Origin of the sequence: Nonomuraea sp. B19D2 (assembly GCF_040137845.1) — a bacterium.
In the GTDB taxonomy this organism is placed as follows: domain Bacteria; phylum Actinomycetota; class Actinomycetes; order Streptosporangiales; family Streptosporangiaceae; genus Nonomuraea.
Genome location: NZ_JBEFAK010000002.1, coordinates 529,917 through 548,503 on the forward strand (window position 1 = coordinate 529,917; position 18,587 = coordinate 548,503).

General features: G+C 67.2%; 19 protein-coding genes. 6 read left to right on the plus strand and 13 right to left on the minus strand.

Annotated features, from left to right (window positions below; genetic code table 11):
- Positions 1-23 precede the first annotated feature (23 nt).
- The gene (locus tag ABN273_RS06210) at positions 24-476 is read left to right on the plus strand and encodes a GtrA family protein (RefSeq protein ID WP_349447720.1); all 453 of its coding nucleotides are present in this window, start codon (positions 24-26) and stop codon (positions 474-476) included.
- Positions 477-501: 25 nt separating this feature from the next.
- On the opposite strand, the gene dnaB is transcribed toward ABN273_RS06210, so the two are convergent.
- The gene (gene dnaB, locus ABN273_RS06215; RefSeq protein ID WP_349447657.1) at positions 502-3,246 is read right to left on the minus strand and encodes a replicative DNA helicase; all 2,745 of its coding nucleotides are present in this window, start codon (positions 3,244-3,246) and stop codon (positions 502-504) included.
- A gap of 285 nt (positions 3,247-3,531) precedes the next feature.
- Between dnaB and ABN273_RS06220 the strand changes: the two genes are divergently transcribed.
- Positions 3,532-4,833: an MATE family efflux transporter gene (locus ABN273_RS06220; RefSeq protein WP_349447658.1), complete on the plus strand. Its 1,302-nt coding sequence runs from the start codon at positions 3,532-3,534 to the stop codon at positions 4,831-4,833.
- A 138-nt stretch (positions 4,834-4,971) separates the two neighbouring features.
- Positions 4,972-6,444 carry an APC family permease gene (locus ABN273_RS06225; protein ID WP_349447659.1) on the plus strand — a complete coding sequence of 491 codons (1,473 nt, stop codon included), beginning with the start codon at positions 4,972-4,974 and terminating at the stop codon, positions 6,442-6,444.
- Here the strand turns inward: ABN273_RS06225 and ABN273_RS06230 are convergent.
- The 7 genes from ABN273_RS06230 to rpsF form a co-directional block, all read right to left on the minus strand.
- Entirely contained in the window at positions 6,441-7,184 is a 744-nt protein-coding gene (locus ABN273_RS06230) for an amino acid ABC transporter ATP-binding protein (protein ID WP_349447660.1), read from the minus strand. The genes ABN273_RS06225 and ABN273_RS06230 overlap by 4 nt on opposite strands.
- Complete coding sequence (locus ABN273_RS06235; RefSeq protein ID WP_349447661.1) at positions 7,181-8,032, minus strand: amino acid ABC transporter permease; 852 nt, start codon at positions 8,030-8,032, stop codon at positions 7,181-7,183. The genes ABN273_RS06230 and ABN273_RS06235 overlap by 4 nt, the downstream gene beginning before the upstream one ends.
- A 10-nt stretch (positions 8,033-8,042) precedes the next feature.
- A complete protein-coding gene (locus ABN273_RS06240; RefSeq protein WP_349447662.1) occupies positions 8,043-8,942 on the minus strand; it encodes an ABC transporter substrate-binding protein in 900 nt (299 codons plus the stop codon).
- Positions 8,943-9,065: 123 nt separating this feature from the next.
- Entirely contained in the window at positions 9,066-9,512 is a 447-nt protein-coding gene (gene rplI / locus ABN273_RS06245) for a 50S ribosomal protein L9 (protein ID WP_349447663.1), read from the minus strand.
- A 14-nt stretch (positions 9,513-9,526) separates the two neighbouring features.
- A complete protein-coding gene (rpsR, locus tag ABN273_RS06250) occupies positions 9,527-9,763 on the minus strand; it encodes a 30S ribosomal protein S18 (protein WP_020543048.1) in 237 nt (78 codons plus the stop codon).
- Between the two features lie 63 nt (positions 9,764-9,826).
- Positions 9,827-10,366, minus strand: coding sequence for a single-stranded DNA-binding protein (locus ABN273_RS06255; RefSeq protein ID WP_349447664.1), 540 nt, complete (start codon positions 10,364-10,366; stop codon positions 9,827-9,829).
- 78 nt (positions 10,367-10,444) lie between these two features.
- On the minus strand, positions 10,445-10,735 hold the full coding sequence (gene rpsF / locus ABN273_RS06260) for a 30S ribosomal protein S6 (protein WP_080044189.1): 291 nt from the start codon (positions 10,733-10,735) through the stop codon (positions 10,445-10,447).
- 266 nt (positions 10,736-11,001) lie between these two features.
- Between rpsF and ABN273_RS06265 the strand changes: the two genes are divergently transcribed.
- Complete coding sequence (locus tag ABN273_RS06265; RefSeq protein WP_349447665.1) at positions 11,002-11,244, plus strand: hypothetical protein; 243 nt, start codon at positions 11,002-11,004, stop codon at positions 11,242-11,244.
- A gap of 43 nt (positions 11,245-11,287) precedes the next feature.
- On the opposite strand, the gene ABN273_RS06270 is transcribed toward ABN273_RS06265, so the two are convergent.
- Complete coding sequence (locus ABN273_RS06270) at positions 11,288-11,467, minus strand: hypothetical protein (RefSeq protein ID WP_349447666.1); 180 nt, start codon at positions 11,465-11,467, stop codon at positions 11,288-11,290.
- 97 nt (positions 11,468-11,564) lie between these two features.
- Between ABN273_RS06270 and ABN273_RS06275 the strand changes: the two genes are divergently transcribed.
- On the plus strand, positions 11,565-12,308 hold the full coding sequence (locus tag ABN273_RS06275) for a deoxyribonuclease IV (protein WP_349447667.1): 744 nt from the start codon (positions 11,565-11,567) through the stop codon (positions 12,306-12,308).
- Positions 12,309-12,371: 63 nt separating this feature from the next.
- On the opposite strand, the gene ABN273_RS06280 is transcribed toward ABN273_RS06275, so the two are convergent.
- From ABN273_RS06280 to ABN273_RS06295, 4 genes are all read right to left on the minus strand, one after another.
- On the minus strand, positions 12,372-13,436 hold the full coding sequence (locus ABN273_RS06280) for a mannosyltransferase family protein (RefSeq protein WP_349447668.1): 1,065 nt from the start codon (positions 13,434-13,436) through the stop codon (positions 12,372-12,374).
- Positions 13,433-14,755 (minus strand): glycosyltransferase family 87 protein, encoded by a 1,323-nt coding sequence (locus ABN273_RS06285; protein ID WP_349447669.1) that lies wholly within the window; start codon positions 14,753-14,755, stop codon positions 13,433-13,435. The genes ABN273_RS06280 and ABN273_RS06285 overlap by 4 nt, the downstream gene beginning before the upstream one ends.
- Positions 14,752-17,337 carry a transglycosylase domain-containing protein gene (locus tag ABN273_RS06290; RefSeq protein WP_349447670.1) on the minus strand — a complete coding sequence of 862 codons (2,586 nt, stop codon included), beginning with the start codon at positions 17,335-17,337 and terminating at the stop codon, positions 14,752-14,754. The genes ABN273_RS06285 and ABN273_RS06290 overlap by 4 nt, the downstream gene beginning before the upstream one ends.
- A gap of 135 nt (positions 17,338-17,472) precedes the next feature.
- The gene (locus ABN273_RS06295) at positions 17,473-17,913 is read right to left on the minus strand and encodes a DUF5318 family protein (protein ID WP_349447671.1); all 441 of its coding nucleotides are present in this window, start codon (positions 17,911-17,913) and stop codon (positions 17,473-17,475) included.
- A 79-nt stretch (positions 17,914-17,992) separates the two neighbouring features.
- On the opposite strand from ABN273_RS06295, the gene ABN273_RS06300 reads away from it, so the two are divergent.
- A complete protein-coding gene (locus tag ABN273_RS06300; protein WP_349447672.1) occupies positions 17,993-18,583 on the plus strand; it encodes a PadR family transcriptional regulator in 591 nt (196 codons plus the stop codon).
- Positions 18,584-18,587 lie beyond the last annotated feature (4 nt).

The window sequence follows — 18,587 nt, forward strand, 5'->3', positions numbered from 1 at the left end:
GCGAACTGCTGAAGTTCGCGGTGGTGGGTGGAACAGCGTTCTTAGTGGACAACACGGTGTTCTATGGGCTGAAGCTGACCATTTTGGAACCGAAGCCGGTGACCGCGAAGATCATCGCGGTGCTCGTGGCGACGATCGTGTCCTACGTGTTGAACCGCGAATGGTCGTTCCGGACCAGGGGCGGCCGCGAGCGCCGCCATGAGGCGGCGCTGTTCTTCCTGGTCAGTGGCGTCGGTCTGGTGCTCAGCTCCGCGCCGCTATGGATCTCCCGGTACGTATTTCGCCTGGAGACCCCGGATGTGAGCCTGGTGACCCAGGAGATCGCCGACTTCATGAGCGCACAGATCATCGGCACGCTGATCGCCATGGTCTTCCGCTTCTGGGCGCTCCGGAAGTGGGTCTTCCCCGAGGAGAAGGCCCAGTCCGGCAGCGTGCGGCTGGCTCCCACTCCCGATTCCACGGAGGAGGCGGCTTGATGGCAGCGAATCCTGATCGTCTCCGTCAGTGCTGCGCCATGTCCACGAAGCGGCTGTAGTGCCCCTGGAACGCCACCGTCACCGTCGCCGTGGGTCCGTTACGGTGCTTGGCGACTATCAGGTCCGCCTCGCCCGCTCGTGGCGACTCGCGCTCGTAGGCGTCCTCCCGGTGCAACAGGATGACCATGTCAGCATCTTGCTCGATAGATCCGGATTCGCGCAGGTCGCTAACTTGAGGGCGTTTGTCCGTTCTCTGCTCGGGGCCACGGTTGAGCTGCGAGATCGCGATGACCGGGACCTCCAGCTCCTTGGCCAGCAGCTTGATCGCACGGGAGATCTCGGAGACCTCGTTCTGCCGGCTCTCGGTCTTCTTCGGCGAGCTCATCAGCTGGAGGTAGTCGATGACCACGAACCGCAGGTCGTTACGCTGCTTGAGCCGCCGGCACTTGGCCCGGATCTCCATCATCGACATGTTGGGCGAGTCGTCGATGAACAGCGGCGCCTCCGCCACCTCGCTCATCCGCCGGGCCAGGCGCGTCCAGTCGTCGTCGCCCATCATGCCCGAGCGCATGGCGTGCAGCGCGACCCGGGCCTCGGCGGAAAGGAGACGCATGGTGATCTCGTTACGGGACATCTCCAGCGAGAAGATGACCGTGGTCATCCCATGCTTGATCGCTGCGGAACGGGCGAAATCCAGCCCAAGGGTGCTGTTGTGCGTGGGGATGCACGTCTTGCCCGCCAAGTACATGTGGTCGGCGTTGTCAACTTCCACGCATCGGACAGGCTGGGAATTAATGGGACGCACATCGACGATATAGCGCACGCGTGTGGCCGGGTTCGCGGTCTTGACCTGCCTTTCCACCTTGCGAGATAGGCGAAACACAGGATCGGACGGCGTGAAGTTAATCATGTAGCAGGTCGAAGAATCCTCCGTCCTGCCCTTGACGGCCTTGGTGCGTACAGTTGCCTTGTACCCGAGGCTCAAGACGAGCTCATGCACATCGTGCGCGAGCCGCCGGTTTGTCACCGCAAACTGGACCTGCCCATGGCTGTTGACGTATCCGTCGGTGTCCAGTAGGCCTGCGAGCAGATCGCGCCGCTGTCGTTCCGAGGCACGCAGGTAACTCGACGGAATGTGCTTGTCGTTGAGCACGGCGAGCGTACGCAGAATGGCCTGGACGGTGCCATGCTCGCGATGGCATGCCTCACAGCGCACGCGAGCTCCCGTCGGAGCTCCGCAGTCGAAACACATCAAAGGGGAGACCACTGTTGGCTCGGGCAGAGTCATCTGATGGGTCAGCGAGGATCCCACCCGCCGTACGAGCACCCCTTCAGTCTCAACGTTAGCGACGATCTCCGGGTCCGTAGTGCTGAAGCGTGCGCATCCCGTGTGGCCGTCACCCAGCCATACCCCCAGAACGTATGGTGACAGCGGCAGCTCTCGCTCATCGAGGACGAACGGTGTGGACACGGCGACCGCGTGGTTGGGCCGCCCATCGGCACTGGAGCAGCGTAGCGAGGCGGCGATTTCCTCGGTGGTGACCACATCCTTGTGCTTCGCCATCGTGGCTGCGTTTTTGGGTTTACAGACCCGCTCGTAAAGACGCCCAAAGAGCGTTGCCGCCGGGTACGCCAGGGCGGGCCGGACACGGCCGCCGCTTTCCCCGCCCACTCCAGCGGGCACCTTCCCGATAGCACCAATGTCCTTCAGTACCGTATGGAGAACGTGGCGGAATTCTTCTCCCACGATCTCGGCGGCTTGCTTATGGGTGACTGGCCTGTCTGGATCAGCCTGCGCTGCCTCGTACGCTTCCTGCACTCGCCGGATGGCCTCTGCAGACCAATAGAAGGACTGTCCGGCATGCCGCGCCTTCCTGGCTGCGCGTGTGGTGGTGCGCCACTGGTGCTGGGCGTCCGCGACGATCATCGTGCCATCGCTGAACTCCACCTCGTAGCACGACCTGTCGTACATGACCTCGGTGGCCGCGACCACCCGAGTTGGGCGCCCGTCGGCTCCAATGAGCTGATCGCCGACTTCCACCTCGCCCATCGTCGTCCAACCTGTCGGCGTGGGCAGCGGCGTGTCGAGCGCCAGCGCCTTCCCGATGGCGGGCCGGGCGGCCACGACGATCATCTGGCCCGGGTGGAGGCCGTTGGTGAGCTGGTCGAGGTCCTGGAAGCCGGTCGGCACGCCGACCATCTGGCCGCCGCGGCTGCCGATGGCCTCGAGCTCGTCGAGGGCGCCGGGCATGATGTCGGCCAGCGGTGCGTAGTCTTCCGAGGTGCGGCGCTCGGTGACCTTGTAGATCTCCGCCTGGGCGCGGTCCACGAGGTCGTCGACCTCTTCGTTCTGGCCGCCGTAACCGTAGGAGACGATGCGGGTGCCGGCCTCGATGAGGCGGCGGAGGATGGCCTGCTCTCTGACGATCTTGGCGTAGTAGCCGGCGTTGGCCGCGGTGGGGACGACGGCCGTGAGGGTGTGGAGGTAGGCGGCGCCGCCCACTCTGGCCATCTCGCCGCGCTTCTGCAGCTCGTCGAAGACGGTGACCGCGTCGGCGGGCTCGCCCCGGCCGTAGAGGTCGGTGATGACGTCGTAGACCATCTGGTGAGCGGGACGGTAGAAGTCGTCGGAGCGCAGGATCTCGACGACGTCGGCGATGGCGTCCTTCGACAGCAGCATGCCGCCGAGCACCGACTGCTCCGCCTCGATGTTGTGCGGCGGTGTGCGCTCGAAACCGGGGCCGGCGCCCGTCTCTTCGTCAATGCTCACCGCGCCCCCTCGAACACCTTGCAGGCGGTCGCACCACCCCCACTTGTAGCCGACCGGTCTGACAGTTTCCCGGAGTCGCGTGCCGACTGGCAACGCGGCCTGTGGACAACCCTGTGGTCAAGCTGTGTACTACTGCGCCCAGGGTGTGAAAGGCCTGTGGACACAGGCTGTGGATAACTCTTGGGGATGGTCGCCAAATGGCCCCTGACCTGCGAGAACGTTATCCACCAGCTGTGGAGAAAAGAAAGTTTCCCTAACAAGCCGCGTAATGGCCATAATAGACAAATGCCCATTACATCCAGGGATCGGGAGATACTCCGGCTGGCAGTGCCCGCGTTCGGCGCGCTGGTGGCCGAGCCGCTCTTCCTGCTCGCCGACTACGCCATCGTGGGGCATGGGCTGGGCACCACGGCAGTGGGCGCCCTGGGCGTGGCGGGCACCGTTCTGGCCACATTGGTGAACCTGTGTGTCTTCCTCGCATACGGCACCACGGCCTCCGTGGCGCGCCAGACGGGCGCGGGGAACCACGCGCGGGCCATGCGCAGCGGTGTGGACGGGATCTGGCTGGCGTTGGCCATCGGCGTCGCCCTCATAGCCGTGTGCTGGCCGCTGGCCCCCGGAATCGTGGAGCTGTTCGGGGCGGGTGGCGAGCAGGGGGCGCAGGCCGTGACGTACCTGCGGATCAGCCTGCTCGGCGCGCCCGGCATGCTGGTCGTGCTGGCCGGGACAGGGGTGCTGCGCGGGCTGCAGGACACGGTCACGCCGCTGGTGGTGGCCATCGGCTCGTTCCTGCTGAACGCCGCGTTGAACGCCTGGTTCGTGCTGGGCTTAGGGTGGGGCATCGCCGGGTCGGCCTGGGGGACGGTGCTGGCGCAGACGCTGGGCGCGGCCGTCTACCTCGCCGTGGTGGCCAGGGGCGCGATCAGGCTGGGCACGCCGCTCACTCCGGGTCTCGAGGGGGTCAAACAGGCGGGCACGGCTGGGTTCGCGCTGCTCGTCCGCACCGTCTGCCTGCGGGTGGTGCTGCTCGCGGCCACGATGATCGCCACCAGGATGGGCGAGGCCGAGCTGGCCGCGTACGCCATCGCCACCCAGGTGTGGACGCTGCTCGCCTTCGCTCTGGACGCCATCGCCATCGCCGGGCAGGCCATCACGGGACGCTCGCTCGGCGCCGGAGACGTCGCGGCCACCAGGGCCGCCACCAGGAGGATGGTGCAGTGGGGCGTATGGTCCGGCGTGCTGCTCGGCGTCCTGGTCATCGCCGCCAGGCCGGTGCTGCCCGGGTTGTTCGACGCGGATCCGGTGGTCACCGAGCTGCTGCTGGCCCTGCTGTGGCCGGTGGCGGCGTTCCAGCCGGTGTGCGGGGTCGTGTTCGTGCTCGACGGTGTGCTGATCGGCGCGGGCGACCAGCGTTATCTGGTGTGGGCGGGGGTGTGGACGACTCTGGCGTACCTCCCCGCCGCCTTCCTCGCCTCCGGGTTGGGGGTCGTTGCTCTTTGGTGCGCGCTCGGAGTGTGGATGATCGCGCGTTTGATCACTCTTGTACGCCGGGCCGCGGGCACTGAGTGGCTGGTGACCGGGGCATGACACAGCCCTCTTAAACGCGGCCGCACCGTAGGCGCACAAACCGCTGCCTGCGGTGGACCGCTAAACGCGGCCGCACCGTGACCCCTTCGTGCTGGGTGTTGTTCAGGATTGTCGGGAGTTCCCTGAGCGGGGTGTTCCTTGACGAGGATTCTGCGACGGCTGTCGCCCTCTGAGGCGACCGGGTTACGCACAGGAGCCCGACACAGTCTGGCCGAGCTCTACCGCCCGGCCGACCTGGTGGTGCTCGGACTCGGTGTGATGATCGGCGCGGGCATCTTCTCCATCGCCGGGCGGCAGGCGGCCACCACGGCGGGGCCCGGCGTCATACTCTCCTTCATGATCGCGGGCATCGCCTGCCTGCTCGCCTGCATGTGTTACGCCGAGCTGTCGTCCACGATGCCGACCTCCGGCAGTGCCTACACCTTCACGTACGTCATCTTCGGCGAGGTCTGGGCGTGGATCATCGGCTGGGCGCTGATCCTGGAGCTGCAGTTCGCCGTCGCCGTGGTGGCCAGGGCGTGGGCCACGATCACGGTCAGGGCGATCTCCAACTTCGGGGTACGCGTGCCGGACGAGCAGCTCGTCGGCGACGCCCTCGTGCTCGTGATCCTGGTGCTGCTCGCCGGCGTCGTGGCGCTGAGCGCACGGGTCGGGCTGCGCGCGCTGTGGGTCATGGTGTCGGCCAAGCTGCTGGCCATCGGGGCGGTCATCGTCGTCGGCCTGCCGCACATCCACGTGGCGAACTTCGGCGACTTCCACGTCCCGCCCAAGACGCTGCCGACGCCGCCCGCGACCGTGCTGGAGGTCCTCTTCGGGCAGAGCCAGGTGTTCGGCTGGTTCGGGATCTTCGCGGCGGCCTCGGCCATCGCGTTCGCGTACATCGGCTTCGACGTCGTCGCGACCGCCGCCGAGGAGACCGTGAACGCGCCCAAGGCCATGCCCAAGGGCATGATCCGCAGCCTGGTCATCGCCACGATCATCTACATCGCCGTGGCGCTGGTCATGGTGGGCATGGTCTCGTACACGAAGATCTCGGTGGAGGATCCGCTGTCCAGCGCCTTCCGCGCGGTCGGCGTGGACTGGATGGCGCACGTCATCGACGTGGGCGCGGTGCTCGGGCTGTCGACCGTGATCCTGGTGCTGATCGTGGGGCAGACGCGGGTGCTGTTCTCAATGGCCCGCGACGGGCTGATCCCCGGCCGCCTGGCCGCGGTCAGCCGCAGGTATCACACGCCGTCGTGGGTGACGCTGGTGATCGGGTTCGTCGCCATCGTGCTGGCCGAGTTCGTCCCGGTGCTCACGATGCAGGAGCTCGTGGTGATCGGGACGCTGTTCGCGTTCGCGTTCGTGGCGGCCGGAGTGATCGTGATGCGGCGGCGCATGCCGTACCTGGAGCGGGGCTTCACGGTGCCGCTCTCGCCGCTGCTGCCGGCGCTGTCGCTGGTGGCCACCCTCTGGCTGATGGTCAACCTGCGGGTGGTGACCTGGGCGTGGTTCGCCCTGTGGATGGCCTTCGGCCTGCTCGTCTACCTCGTGTACGGCCGGCGCCACAGCCTGCTGGCCCGGCCCCGCGACCCGGTCGAGCCGGCCCGCGGGCGCCACCGGCGCTAGAACCGGCCTGACTGCAACACGCTACGCAGGAACTCTCTGGTCCTGGGGTGCTCCGGATCGCTGAACATCTTCTCGGCGGGTCCCTTCTCGAGGAGCACGCCACCGTCGAGGAAGCACACCATGTCCGAAATATCGCGGCAAAAGCTCATTTCGTGGGTCGTGAGGATCATCGTCATGCCCGACTCCTTGAGCTCCCTGATGATCCCCAGCACCTCCATCACCAGCTCGGGGTCGAGAGCCGAGGTGACCTCGTCCAGCAGCATCAGCCTGGGCTGGGTGGCCAGCGCCCTGATGATGGCCACCCGCTGCTGCTGCCCGCCCGACAGCTGGTCGGGGTACGACCCCGCCTTGTCCGCCAGCCCGAACCTGGCCAGCAGGTCGTGCGCCTGCTCCTCGGCCTGCGCCCTGGCCGTCCTGTGCACCTGGCGCGGCGCCAGCGTGATGTTCTCCAGCACGGTCATGTGCGGGAACAGGTTGAACGACTGGAACACGATGCCCAGCCGCTTGCGCACGTCGTCCACGTTCGCGCGCGGATCGGTGATCTCCGCCCCGTCGAGGAAGATCGCGCCGTCGTCCACGGTCTCCAGCAGGTTGACGCAGCGCAGGAGCGTGGACTTGCCCGAGCCGGAGGCCCCGATCAGGCTCACCACCTCGTGCGGGTGCACCTCCAGGTCGATGCCGCGCAGCACGCTGTGGCCGTGGAAGTTCTTCCACACCCCCTCTATCGTCAGAAGGCTCATGCTCCGCGCCTCCTGCGCGTACGGGCCGCCAGGTGGTCGGTGAACCTGGCCATGGGGATGGTGAGCAGGATGAACAGCAGCGCGGCCGCCAGGTAGGGCGTGTAGTTGAACGTGCTGGCCACGTGGATCTGCGCCTGCCTGAGCGCTTCGAGCGGCCCGATGGTGGCCACGAGGGCGGTGTCCTTCTGCAGCGAGACGAAGTCGTTCAGCAGCGGCGGCACGACCCTGCGGGTGGCCTGCGGCAGCACCACGAACCGCATGGTCTTGACGTGGCTCAGCCCCAGCGAGCGGGCCGCGGCGACCTGGCTCGGGTGGATGGACTCGATGCCGGACCGGAACACCTCGGCCACATAGGCGCCGTACGAGAGCGTCAGTGCGATGATGCCCAGCGTGGCCAGGTCGGTCGGGATGCCCTGCAACCGGAGGGCGGGCAGACCGAACCCGATCAGGTAGATCACCAGGATCGTCGGCACGCCGCGGAAGACGTCGGTGTAGAGCGTGGCCAGCGCCCGGATCGGGAAGAACGCCGGTGTTTTGATCCCCCGGGCAAGCGCGACCAGCAGCCCGACGACGAGGATCAGCGGCTCGGCGATCAGGAAGATCTTGATGTTGAGCAGGAAGCCGCTCAGCACGTCGGGCAGCGCCGCGGCGAAGTTCCCTGGATCGAAGAACAGTTTCCGCACACGGGGCCAGCCGGGCGAGTTGGTGACGACCCACCCGACCAGCACGATGAAGACGATCGTCGAACCCGTCGCGATCGAGGTGGAGCGGCGGGCGTGCGACTTGCGTACCCGCTCCCGCTGGAGCTGCCGCTCCGACTTGACCCACGCCTGGGCGTGCTCACTCACCGCCGCGCGCTCACTTCAGCTCTGGCGCGCCCGCGGCCGAGCCGAGCCACTGCTGCTCGATCTTGGCCAGCTCGCCCTTCGACTTCAGGGCGTCCACGGCCTTGTCGACGCACGGCTTGAGCGCGCTGCCCTTCTCCATGACCAGCCCGAACTCCTCGGGCGTGCCACCCGTCGAGCTGAACTGGCCCACGATCTTGGACTTCTCGACCTGCGCGGCCGTCACGTAGAACGCCGTCGGCAGGTCGACGACCAGCGCGTCCACCTGCTTGTTCTTCAGCGCGTTCACGGCGTCGATCTGCTCGTTGTAGACGTTGGGCTCGTCGGCGGGCTTGATGACGCTCTTGACCGCGTCGAACGAGGTCGTGCCCACCTGTACGCCGATCTTCGCGTCCTTGAGCTCGGCCAGGCTCTTCACCCCCGCGAACTTGCTCCCGTCGATGGCGACGACGGCCTGCTTGACGGCGTAGTAGCCCTTGCTGAAGTCCACGGCATTCGCCCTCTCGGGCGTGATGGACACCTGGTTGACGTCGAAGTCGAACTGCTTCTCGCCGGGCGCGAACGCCGAGTCGAACTTGACCGTGCTCCACTGCACCTCAGTACGGTCGAAGCCCAGCTCCCCCGCCACGGCGAAGGCCACGGCGCTCTCGAACCCCTGCCCGTTGCCGGGATCGTCGTCCTTGAACCAGGGCTCGTAGGCAGGCTTGTCGGTCCCGATGGTCAGCTTGCCGGGAGTGACGAGCTTGAGCTGCTCTTTGGTGCAGGCGGTGGACGGTGACGCGGCGGTGCTGGCCGTGCTGTCCGTGTTGTCCACGGGCGCACAACCAACGAGCGCCACGGCCAGCGCGAGCAGCATGAGGGGACGGGCCATGGCCAGAGCCTCCAGGGGGAAAGCGCGAAAGAACGAACGCATTCTACGATGCTCGAATAGGAAATTACGCGGAGGGTGCCCCTGACCACGGAAATCATCCGAGGCGGGGGCGATCCGGGACAAACAAAAGCCCCCTCCGGAAAGGGAGGGGGCTCTTGAGCGGCGTCAGGCCGGGACAACCTCGATGTCCACAGAGGCAGAGACCTCGGGGTGGAGCTTGACGGTGACGCGGTGGGAGCCGACGCTCTTGATCGGGTTGACGATCTCGATGCGGCGGCGGTCGAGGATCGGGCCGCCGGCGGCCTTGACGGCCTCGGCGATGTCGCCCGTGGTGATCGAGCCGAACAGGCGGCCGGACTCGCCGGCGCGCGTGGACAGGCGGACGCGCAGGGCGCCGAGCTGGCCGGCGACCTCCTTGGCGGTGCCGAGGTCGCGGATCTCGCGCGCGTCGCGCGCCTTCCTGATGGTCTCGATCTGCTTCTCGGCGCCGCGCGTCCAGCGCATGGCGTAGCCGCGCGGGATGAGGTAGTTACGGCCGTAGCCGTCCTTGACCTCGACGACGTCGCCAGGGGTGCCGAGGCCGGAGACCTCGTTGGTGAGGATGAGCTTCATATCGACAGGCCTCCTTAGCGCGCGGTGCTCGTGTAAGGCAGCAGGGCCACCTCACGCGCGTTCTTGATCGCGGTCGCCACGTCGCGCTGGTGCTGGGTGCAGTTGCCCGTCACCCGGCGCGCACGGATCTTGCCGCGGTCGGAGATGAACTTCCGCAGCAGGGCCGTGTCCTTGTAGTCGACGTAGGAGATCTTGTCGTGGCAGAACAGGCAAACCTTCTTCTTCGGCTTGCGCAGTGCCGGCTTAGCCATCGTGGTGCTCCTTTCAGAGCCCCGCCTTCCGGGCGGGAATGGACTCGGGCTTGTGGACAGGTTTTAGAAAGGCGGTTCGTCGCTGAAGTCGCCACCGCCGCCGCCGCCCTGCTGGCCGCCGCCGTAGCCGCCACCGCCGCCGCCGAAGCCGCCGCCCTGGGGCGGGGCGGGCGTCGCGGAGGCCCACGGGTCGTCGGCCGGGCCGCCGCCGAAGCCGCCGCCGCCGCCACCCTGGCGGGAGGTGCGGTTGACCTTGGCGGTGGCGTTACGCAGGGACGGGCCGACCTCGTCGACCTCGACCTCGTAAACGGTGCGCTTCTCGCCTTCCTTGGTCTCGTAAGACCGCTGCTTGAGCCGCCCCTGCACGATGACCCGCATGCCGCGCTGCAGGCTCTCGGCGGCGTTCTCCGCCGCCTGACGCCACACGTTGCAGGTCAGGAAGAGGCTCTCGCCATCTTTCCACTCGTTGGTCTGGCGATCCATGAACCGCGGAGTGGACGCGATGCGGAATCGAGCCACCGCTTGCCCCGTCGGGGTGAAGCGCAGCTCCGGGTCGTCGACGAGATTGCCGACGATGGTGATTACGGTGTCGCCTGCTGCCATGGCTAGCGCTCGCCTTCCTGCACGCCTTCGCTTGGGTTACGGCTCAGAGTACGGGGCTTCCCCGACAAAAACCGGGGGTTAGTGCACGTCCGGACGCAGGACCTTGGTGCGCAGGATCCCCTCGTTGAGGTTCATCTGCCGGTCGAGCTCCTTGACCGTCGCGGGCTCCGCGGACAGGTCGATGACGGCGTAGATGCCTTCCGACTTCTTGTCGATGTCGTAGGCGAGACGGCGACGGCCCCAGACGTCGACCTTCTCCACGGTGCCGCCGTCGTTGCGGACCACGGAGAGGAACTGGTCGAGGGACGGCGCGACAGTGCGCTCATCGAGCGAAGGGTCCAGAATGACCATTACTTCGTAACGACGCATGCGGGACTCCAACCTCCTCTGGACTCTTGCGGTCACGACACTCTGCCGTGACAGGAGGACGCTGACGCCGGTGCCCGGGGCGCCCCTTTCGGCACCTCGGGGCGATGGATCACCCATCACAACGCAGCGTGCCCAGGTTACCAGCCGCGAGTACGTGGGAAGGCCTTTAGGAAACCTAGGGGGTGGTGGTAGTGCCACACGTGCTTCAATCCTCCGAAAGGGAGCGGTTCAGGCTGACGCTCAACACCGACGGACAGTCTCACCCTGTGGAAAACGGCCTTGCCGTGGCCGCGCTGGCATGCGGCGTGGTGGCTTTCGTCTCGACGTTCTGGGTCTCCGCGCACCCGATCTCGTCGTGGTTCGGCACGCTGGGCTTCGGCGTGGGGCTCTATTCCCAGTACGTATCGGCGACCACGCCGCAGCGCTCGCTCAACATCATCGGCCTGGTCGGGTCGTTCGTGGGGGCTGCCCTCGGCATCGCCCACGGCGGTTTCCTTCCCCATCCATGAGCAACGGCCCCGGCACACGTCCCGGGGCCGTTCGATATGAGGCTCACCTGCCGATGTGCAGGTCTATTCCGAGCAGGACCAGGAACCAGAGGAACACCGCCAGCAACGCCTCCGCGACGTCCCTGAGCAGTCCGGGGGTGATGTAGTCGTACACCCAGGCCACGTAGAGCCCGATCACGACGTAGATCAATAAGATCAGCGCTCGCCAGCGCCAGCGTGCCATGTCGCTTCTCCTCGCGTAGGGGGCGCCAGCCGACTGCCCTGACGCGCTCCCGGCAAACCGCGCTTCGCCGGTCATGCAGGCCGTAAGCTCGGGGACTATGGTGCGCATCGGAGCTCATGTCGATCAGGACGACCCCGCCGCTCACGCGGAGGAGGTGGGGGCCGAGGTGGTGCAGTTCTTCCTCGGCGATCCCCAGGGTTACGACAAGCCGGTGCTGCCCGCCAAAGCGGTCGAGGGCGTCGACATCTACATCCACGCCCCCTATCTGATCAACGTGGCCACCACGAACAACCGCATCAGGATCCCCAGCCGCAAGCTGCTCGAGCAGCACCTCAAGGCGGCCGCGGGCCTCGGTGCCAAGGGCCTGATCGTGCACGGCGGCCACGTCAACAAGAACGACGACCCGCAGACGGGGTTCGACAACTGGCGCAAGGTGTTCGAGCGCATGGAGTGCCCGATCCCCGTGCTGATCGAGAACACGGCGGGCGGCGGCAACGCCATGGCGCGCAAGCTGGAGCGCATCGCCCGGCTGTGGGACGCGCTCGACGGCTTCGACGTGGGCTTCTGCCTCGACACCTGCCATGCCCATGCGGGCGGCGAGGAGCTGGTCGACCTGGTCGAGCGGGTCAAGGCCATCACCGGCCGGATCGACCTGGTCCACTGCAACGACTCGCGCGACGACTTCGACTCCGGCGCCGACCGCCACGCCAACCTGGGCAAGGGGAAGATCGACTCCGAGCTGATCCTGGCGGTCTGCCGGGCGGCCGGCGCGCCGATCGTGGTGGAGACCCCCGCCGAGGGCCAGGCGGACGACATCGCGTTCCTGCGGAAGAACCTCTAGGAAATACACACAGCCTGTGGATAACTTTCCTGGATTACCGAGACGAAGAAGCGGGTATAGAAATCAGCCCGCCCACGCGCCGCTCAGGAAACGTCCCGCGTTGAGCAGCATGATCGGCCCGCAGATCAGCGCGTACCCGGCCATCACCCACGGCTTCCTGGTCGCGACCTTCGCGACCAGCACCCACAGCGGAAACCACAGCAGCAGCGAGCGCGGGATCGACAGGTAGTACGCCGACGTCATCAGCGCCGCCGCCTGCAACCCCGTGTAGACGAGCTCGCTCCACCTGCGCAGCAGGAGCAGCCAGATCAGCACCGCGAACGCCACCACGGCGCCGGCGATCTCCATCCGGAAGGCCACGGCGAAGTCGTCGGAGCCCATGGCCGAGCGCCAGGTCGTCTTCCAGGCGTCCCACGGCCACGCGAAGTCGCGCCCCCATCCGGCCTCCTGCGCGTGCTTCCAGGCCAGCCAGTCGCCCGACCGGCTGTAGTGGTAGTACGAGTACGCCACCAGCGGCACGAAGGGCACGGCCAGCCACCCGGCCCGCCGAACGGGCTCCCTGCTCGTGCAGAACTCCACGACGAGCGCGACCGCGAGGAACAGCCCCGTGATCCGCACACATGAGGCCCCCGCCGCGAGCAGTGCGGCAGCCGACCAGAGCCCCTGCCTGGCGGCCAGCCACGCCGGGATCGCGAAGGCCAGGAAGAGCGACTCGCTGTAACCCGCCGACAGGAACACCGCCATCGGGTAGAGCAGCAGCCCCAGCACCGCCATCCAGCCGTACGCGCCTTCGAGCTCGGCCAGCCGGGCCAGCGACACCATGGCCACCGCCCCGGCGACCAGCGAGATCAGCAGCCCGGCCGCCGCCCAGTCCGGCACGAGGACGTGCACGGCCCGCAGCACCACCGGGAACCCGGGGAAGAACGCGGGCAGCCCGTCGTCCACCGGCTTGCCGGGCTCGCCGTCGTAGCCGTACTGGGCGATCGTGATGAACAGCCCGGCGTCCCACTGGCGCCACTTGCCGGCGTACGTGCCGAGCGCCGTCCCGAGCAGCGTCGCCACCAGCAGCCCGGCCCGCGAGCCGAACCAGAGCAGCAGCGCGTCCCGGCCGGCCGAGCGGGTGATCATCGAACGACGGGCGCCAGCGTGAACCGGTCGGGAGCGTCGTCGAAGACGCCGCCCGCCTGGTCGTCGATGTCGGCCTGGCGCACCACGTCCTTGTCGGGACGGAGGATGTCCCGCACGACGAACGCCATCATGATCCCGATCGTGATGACCCGCCCCCAGACGGCGGTGAAGTACGTGTCGTCACCGATGCCCAGGTCGCTCCTGCTGAGCGGCGGCTGGGAGAGCAGGTAGAGCCAGATGGCGACGAAGTACCAGACCTCGGCGAGCTGCCACAGCACGAGCGGCTTCCAGTTGGGCCTGGCCAGCACGGCGAACGGCACCAGCCAGAGCACGAACTGCGGCGACCACACCTTGTTCGTCATCATGAACGCGGCCAGCGCCAGGAAGCAGATCTGCGCCAGCCTGGGCCGGCGCGGCGCGGTCAGCGTGAGCACGGCGATGCCCAGGCACAGGATGGCCAGCGAGGCCATGCCCAGCTTGCTCACGTCGCCCTCGCCGAGGATGGGCCACCCCTTGTTCTGGAAGAACAACCACGGCGAACCCCAGTCGACCCCGCGCTCCTGGGAGAAGACGTAGAACCTGCGCCATCCCTCCCAAGCGAAGAGCATGAACGGCACGTTGACCACGAGCCAGGTGCCCGCGGTCGAGGCCAGCGTGACCAGGAACGGTCGCCATCGCCCGGTACGCCACGTGAGCAGGAACAACGCGCCCAGGAACATCAGGGGATAGAACTTCGTCGCGATGGCCAGCCCCAGCAGCACCCCGGCCAGCACCTGCCTGCGCCGCGCCCAGGCCAGCAGCATGCCCATCGACAGCGCCCCGGCGACCAGGTCCCAGTTGATGTAGGCGGCCAGCACCACGGCGGGCGAGATGGCGTACCAGAGCGCGTCCCACCGCCGCGTCGGCCCGGCCGCCGCGGCCATCAGCAGGACGCCGGCGACGAGGCTGATGCCGAGCAGGATGACCGTCAGGTCGTAGAACCTGACCGCCTGCGCGGCCTCGGGCGTGACCGCCCTGGCGAGCCAGCTGATCACCTGCATGACCTCGCCCAGCACGACCGGGTACTCGACCTGCTTGTCGAACGGCACGCCCTGGGCGAAGTAGGGGTTCTGGGTGGCCAGCTCCCTGTCGAAGTACAGGGGGTAGATGTCGGTGTAGCAGAAGTTCGTGTAAGTCGAGACCTGGTCGTTCCAGCCGCCGGTGCGGCACGGCAGGCGCACCACGTACGCGAGGGTGGCCCCCAGGGCCGCGATCAGCCCCAGGGGTAGGTACGGCACGGCGCGCGCCACGAAGGGGGCGCGCACCTCCACGCTCGTCACCGGTCCTCGGGCCGGGCCATCGACGCCCACCCCGTGGGCCTCGGCTCAGGCAGCCGCCCGCCACCGTTGCCGTGACCGTTGCCGTTGTTGCCGTTGTTGCCACCGGCCACGTCGCCGTTGGCGGTCTGCGGGAAATCGGGACCGCCGTCGTCGATGGTGGGCTCTCCGGTGGGGGTCACGTTGTCATCGCACGGGCCGATGAGGCAGTCCTGGTCGTCGTTCTGGTCGCCGAAGGGGTCGTCCCCGCTGTCGAACGGGTTCTCGTCCTCCGGCTTCGGCGTGGGCGTCGGGCTCGGCACGATGTTCTCGGGCAGCCCGACCTCGGCCCTCTTCGGGAACTGCTCGACCGGCAGGCCCTCGTGGGCGAGCGTCATGAACTTCTGCCAGGTGAGCGTGGGCGGACCGGCGCCCTCGAATTCCAGGGACACCTCATAGGGCCTGGTGTAGGGGTTGTTCCCGTTGTACTTGGTGTGCGGCTTGCCGCGGGGAGTCACTGGGCAGTTGGAGTGGATGGGCTGGACGACCTTGCCCGTCTTCGTCCTGCACTCCTCGCGGTAGAACCCGACCGCGGCGGAGATCTGCGGCGTGTAGCCGACGAACCAGGCTTCCTTCTCGTCGTTGTTCGTGCCGGTCTTGCCGGCGGCCGGCCGGTTGCCCAGCCCCTTGCCCCGCGCGGTGCCGTTGCGCAGCACCTCCTGCATGGCGACCGTGGCGTCGGCGGCGACCGCGGGGTCGATGATCTTCTTGGCCGACCTCTGCTCGCCGTAGACGACCTGGCCGCCCTGCTCGACCTTCTGGACCACGTGGTACTTGGTGTACTTGCCGCCGTTGGCGAAGATGGAGTAGCCGGCGGCCTGCTCGACCGGGGTCACCAGGGCGCTGCCGATGGCGAACTGGTAGCTGTGCTCCTTGACGTCGTCTTCCATGCGCTGCTGGTTGAACCCGGCCGACTCGACGAGATTCTTCAACTCACCGAGCTGCCCAGGCAGCTTGTACGCCATCGACACGTACGCCGTGTTGACCGAATCGGCGGTGGCCTTGATCACATCGATGGACCTGCCGACGTTGTGGCTGTTCCTGATGCCTTCCTTCTGCACACCGGGGATCTCCTTCGGCACCGTCTCGTTGCCCGGCACGTAACTCTTGAGTGAGTAGCCGGCCTGCAGCCAGGCCGCCAGCACGTACGGCTTGAACGCCGACGCGGCCTGCTTCTTGGCGTCGAAGGGCTCGTTGAACGGGTCGGTGATGTAGTTGGTGCCGCCGTAGAACGCCAGAACGCGGCCGTTCTTCGGATCCACCGCGGCCAGCCCCGCGTGGAACTCCTTGCTCATGCTGGCGGTCGTGCTCTTGACCGCCTCCTGCGCGGCCAGCATGAGCTTCCGGTCAAAGGTGGAGGTGATGTGGTACCCACCACTGCGGACCGCGTCGGGGGTCAGGCCGCGGCGCTCCTTCAGCTCCTGGAGGACCTGCATCACCATGTAGCCCTTGATGCCGCCGAGCTCGTTGTCGTCGCTGTTCTTACGGGTCTTGGGGAACTTGGCGGTCTGCGGGAGGTTGCCGTACCGCTCGGGCCACTGCTTGGACATGTAGTCGATGACGGTGGTCCAGCGGCTCTTGAGCGCGGGCGCGTCGGGCTCCCAGTTGGGCTGCTGGATGCGCGCGGCGAGGTAGGCGCCCTGCTCCGGCGTCAGCTTCGCGGCGGTGACCTTGTCGCCGAAGTACGCCTTGGCGGCGGCCTCGACGCCGTAGGCCCGGCCGAAGTTGACGGTGTTCAGGTAGTTTTCCAGGATCTGGTCCTTGCTCAGCTCGTCGTTGAGCTTGACCGCGACGAAGATCTCCATGACCTTGCGCTTGATGGAGACTTCCCGGTTGAGGCCGTCGTAGTAGTTACTGGCCATCTGCTGGGTGATCGTCGAGGCGCCCTGCAGCTGCTGCCCGGTCGCGGTCATGTAGAGCGCGCGGAACATGCCGGAGATCGAGATGCCGGAGTCCTCGTAGAACGTATTGTTCTCGATGGCCACCGCGGCGTCCCTGACCGTCTGGTCCATCTTCGAGATCGGGACGCGCTCACGTTTTGTGCCGAGCTTGGCGATTTCGGTCTTGCCGTCCCGGTAATAGAGGGTGCTCTGCTGGGCGAGCGCCTCCGCCTTGGCGTCGTCGGCGGTCGGCACCGGCGTGTTGGCGTACGCCACCATGATCATGCCGAAGAGGCCGGCGGCGAGCACCACGAACCCGGCCATGACGATCTTCCAGTTCGGCACGAACCTGCGCCAGCCGCCCTTGCCGCCGTCCTTGCCGCCGTCCTTCTTGGTCGGCGGCCCCGGAGGCTCCGGCGGCTCGCCCTCGCCTCTCCTGCGCGAGCGCCGCGGCGCGTCGCTGACCATCGTCTCCTGGTTACTCACCGTGCGCGTGTCCTGCCGGGCGCGCGAGCGCGCCGGCGGCTGGTCGCCGCGCTTCGGCTGGTCGTCGTACGGCTGCGCGGCCATGGCGCCGGTCTGCTCGTAGGCGGCTTCCGGACGACGCGGCGGCTGCGCCGCTCCCCAGCTCGACTCGCCGGTTTGCGGGGGAGAATCCTGGGGCACAGAACGGGATGAGCTGGAGCGACGGCGCCTTCCCGGGCGACCGGCCCCCTCATTCATGCTGTTACTCACACGTCCTCGCATCGTCGTCGGAACATAAACGGCGGTTGGGCGTGAGGTTCTCGCCGCCCTCGGTCATCACGCTTGGCCAGCGGCATCAGGCGGTCCGTTGCCAAGGATGTACGAAACCGTCAGGTGGTTCCAGGAACAACCTTGGCAGACCTCGACCACGTACACCCGGAACTCATCGTAATCATGGGCCATTGCGACGAGTTCTGACGCCACCTTTGCCTGACCGGCATGCCGCCCAAGCGAATCGCCGTAGACATAGGTCACGTTGGTGACGTTCTCCCTCTCGCAGACCGGGCAGAGGCGTTCGGTCGGCTCGCCGAAGTAGCGCGCCGCGCGAAGGAGGTACGGCTGTGCGTCACAGACATCGCCGCGCGAGGCCTGCCCCGCACGCAGGGATCGGACTACCGCCCGTTTCGCCAGGCCGTAATCCACCACCCTTCTCTGGGACCACATGAGCGCCAGACTACGGCGTTTTGCGACTCCATCCCAACGGCTTGGCAGATTCATAGATTGCCGCGATATAGCGGTGCGACGTATCCTCGGGATGTATCGGCTCGATACATCGACGCGAGAGGAGGCGGTTCCGGTGGCCGGCGGACAGGGCAGGGTCTTGGAGCTGGCCGTGCTCGGGTCGCTGCACGAGACTCCGCTACACGGCTATGAGCTGCGCAAACGGCTCAACGCCCTGCTGGGGATGTTCCGCGCGTTCTCCTACGGTTCGCTGTACCCCTGTCTGCGATCGCTTCTGGCTCAGGGCCTCATCGCGGAGGAGCAGCCCGCTCCCGCCACGATCGTCGGCGGCAGATCGAAGATCGTTTACAAGCTGACCGCCGAGGGCAAGGAACGGCTGCAGGAGTTGCTGACGCAGGCCGGTCCCTCCGCCTGGGAGGACGAGAGCTTCGGTGTGCACTTCGCGTTCTTCCGCCACACCGAGGCAGAGGTGCGCCTGCGCATCCTCGAAGGACGCCGTAGCCGGCTGGAGGAGCGGCTCGACGCGGTGCGCACGGCGCTGGCGCGCACCAGGGAGCGTCTCGACAGTTACACGCTCGAGCTGCAGCGTCATGGGCTCGAGTCGGTCGAGCGCGAGGTGCGCTGGCTGAACGAGCTGATCGCAACGGAGCGTCGGGCCTCGTCAGAGGAGGGGCCCGAAAGAAATACCACGTCAACTGATGAGTAAGGGA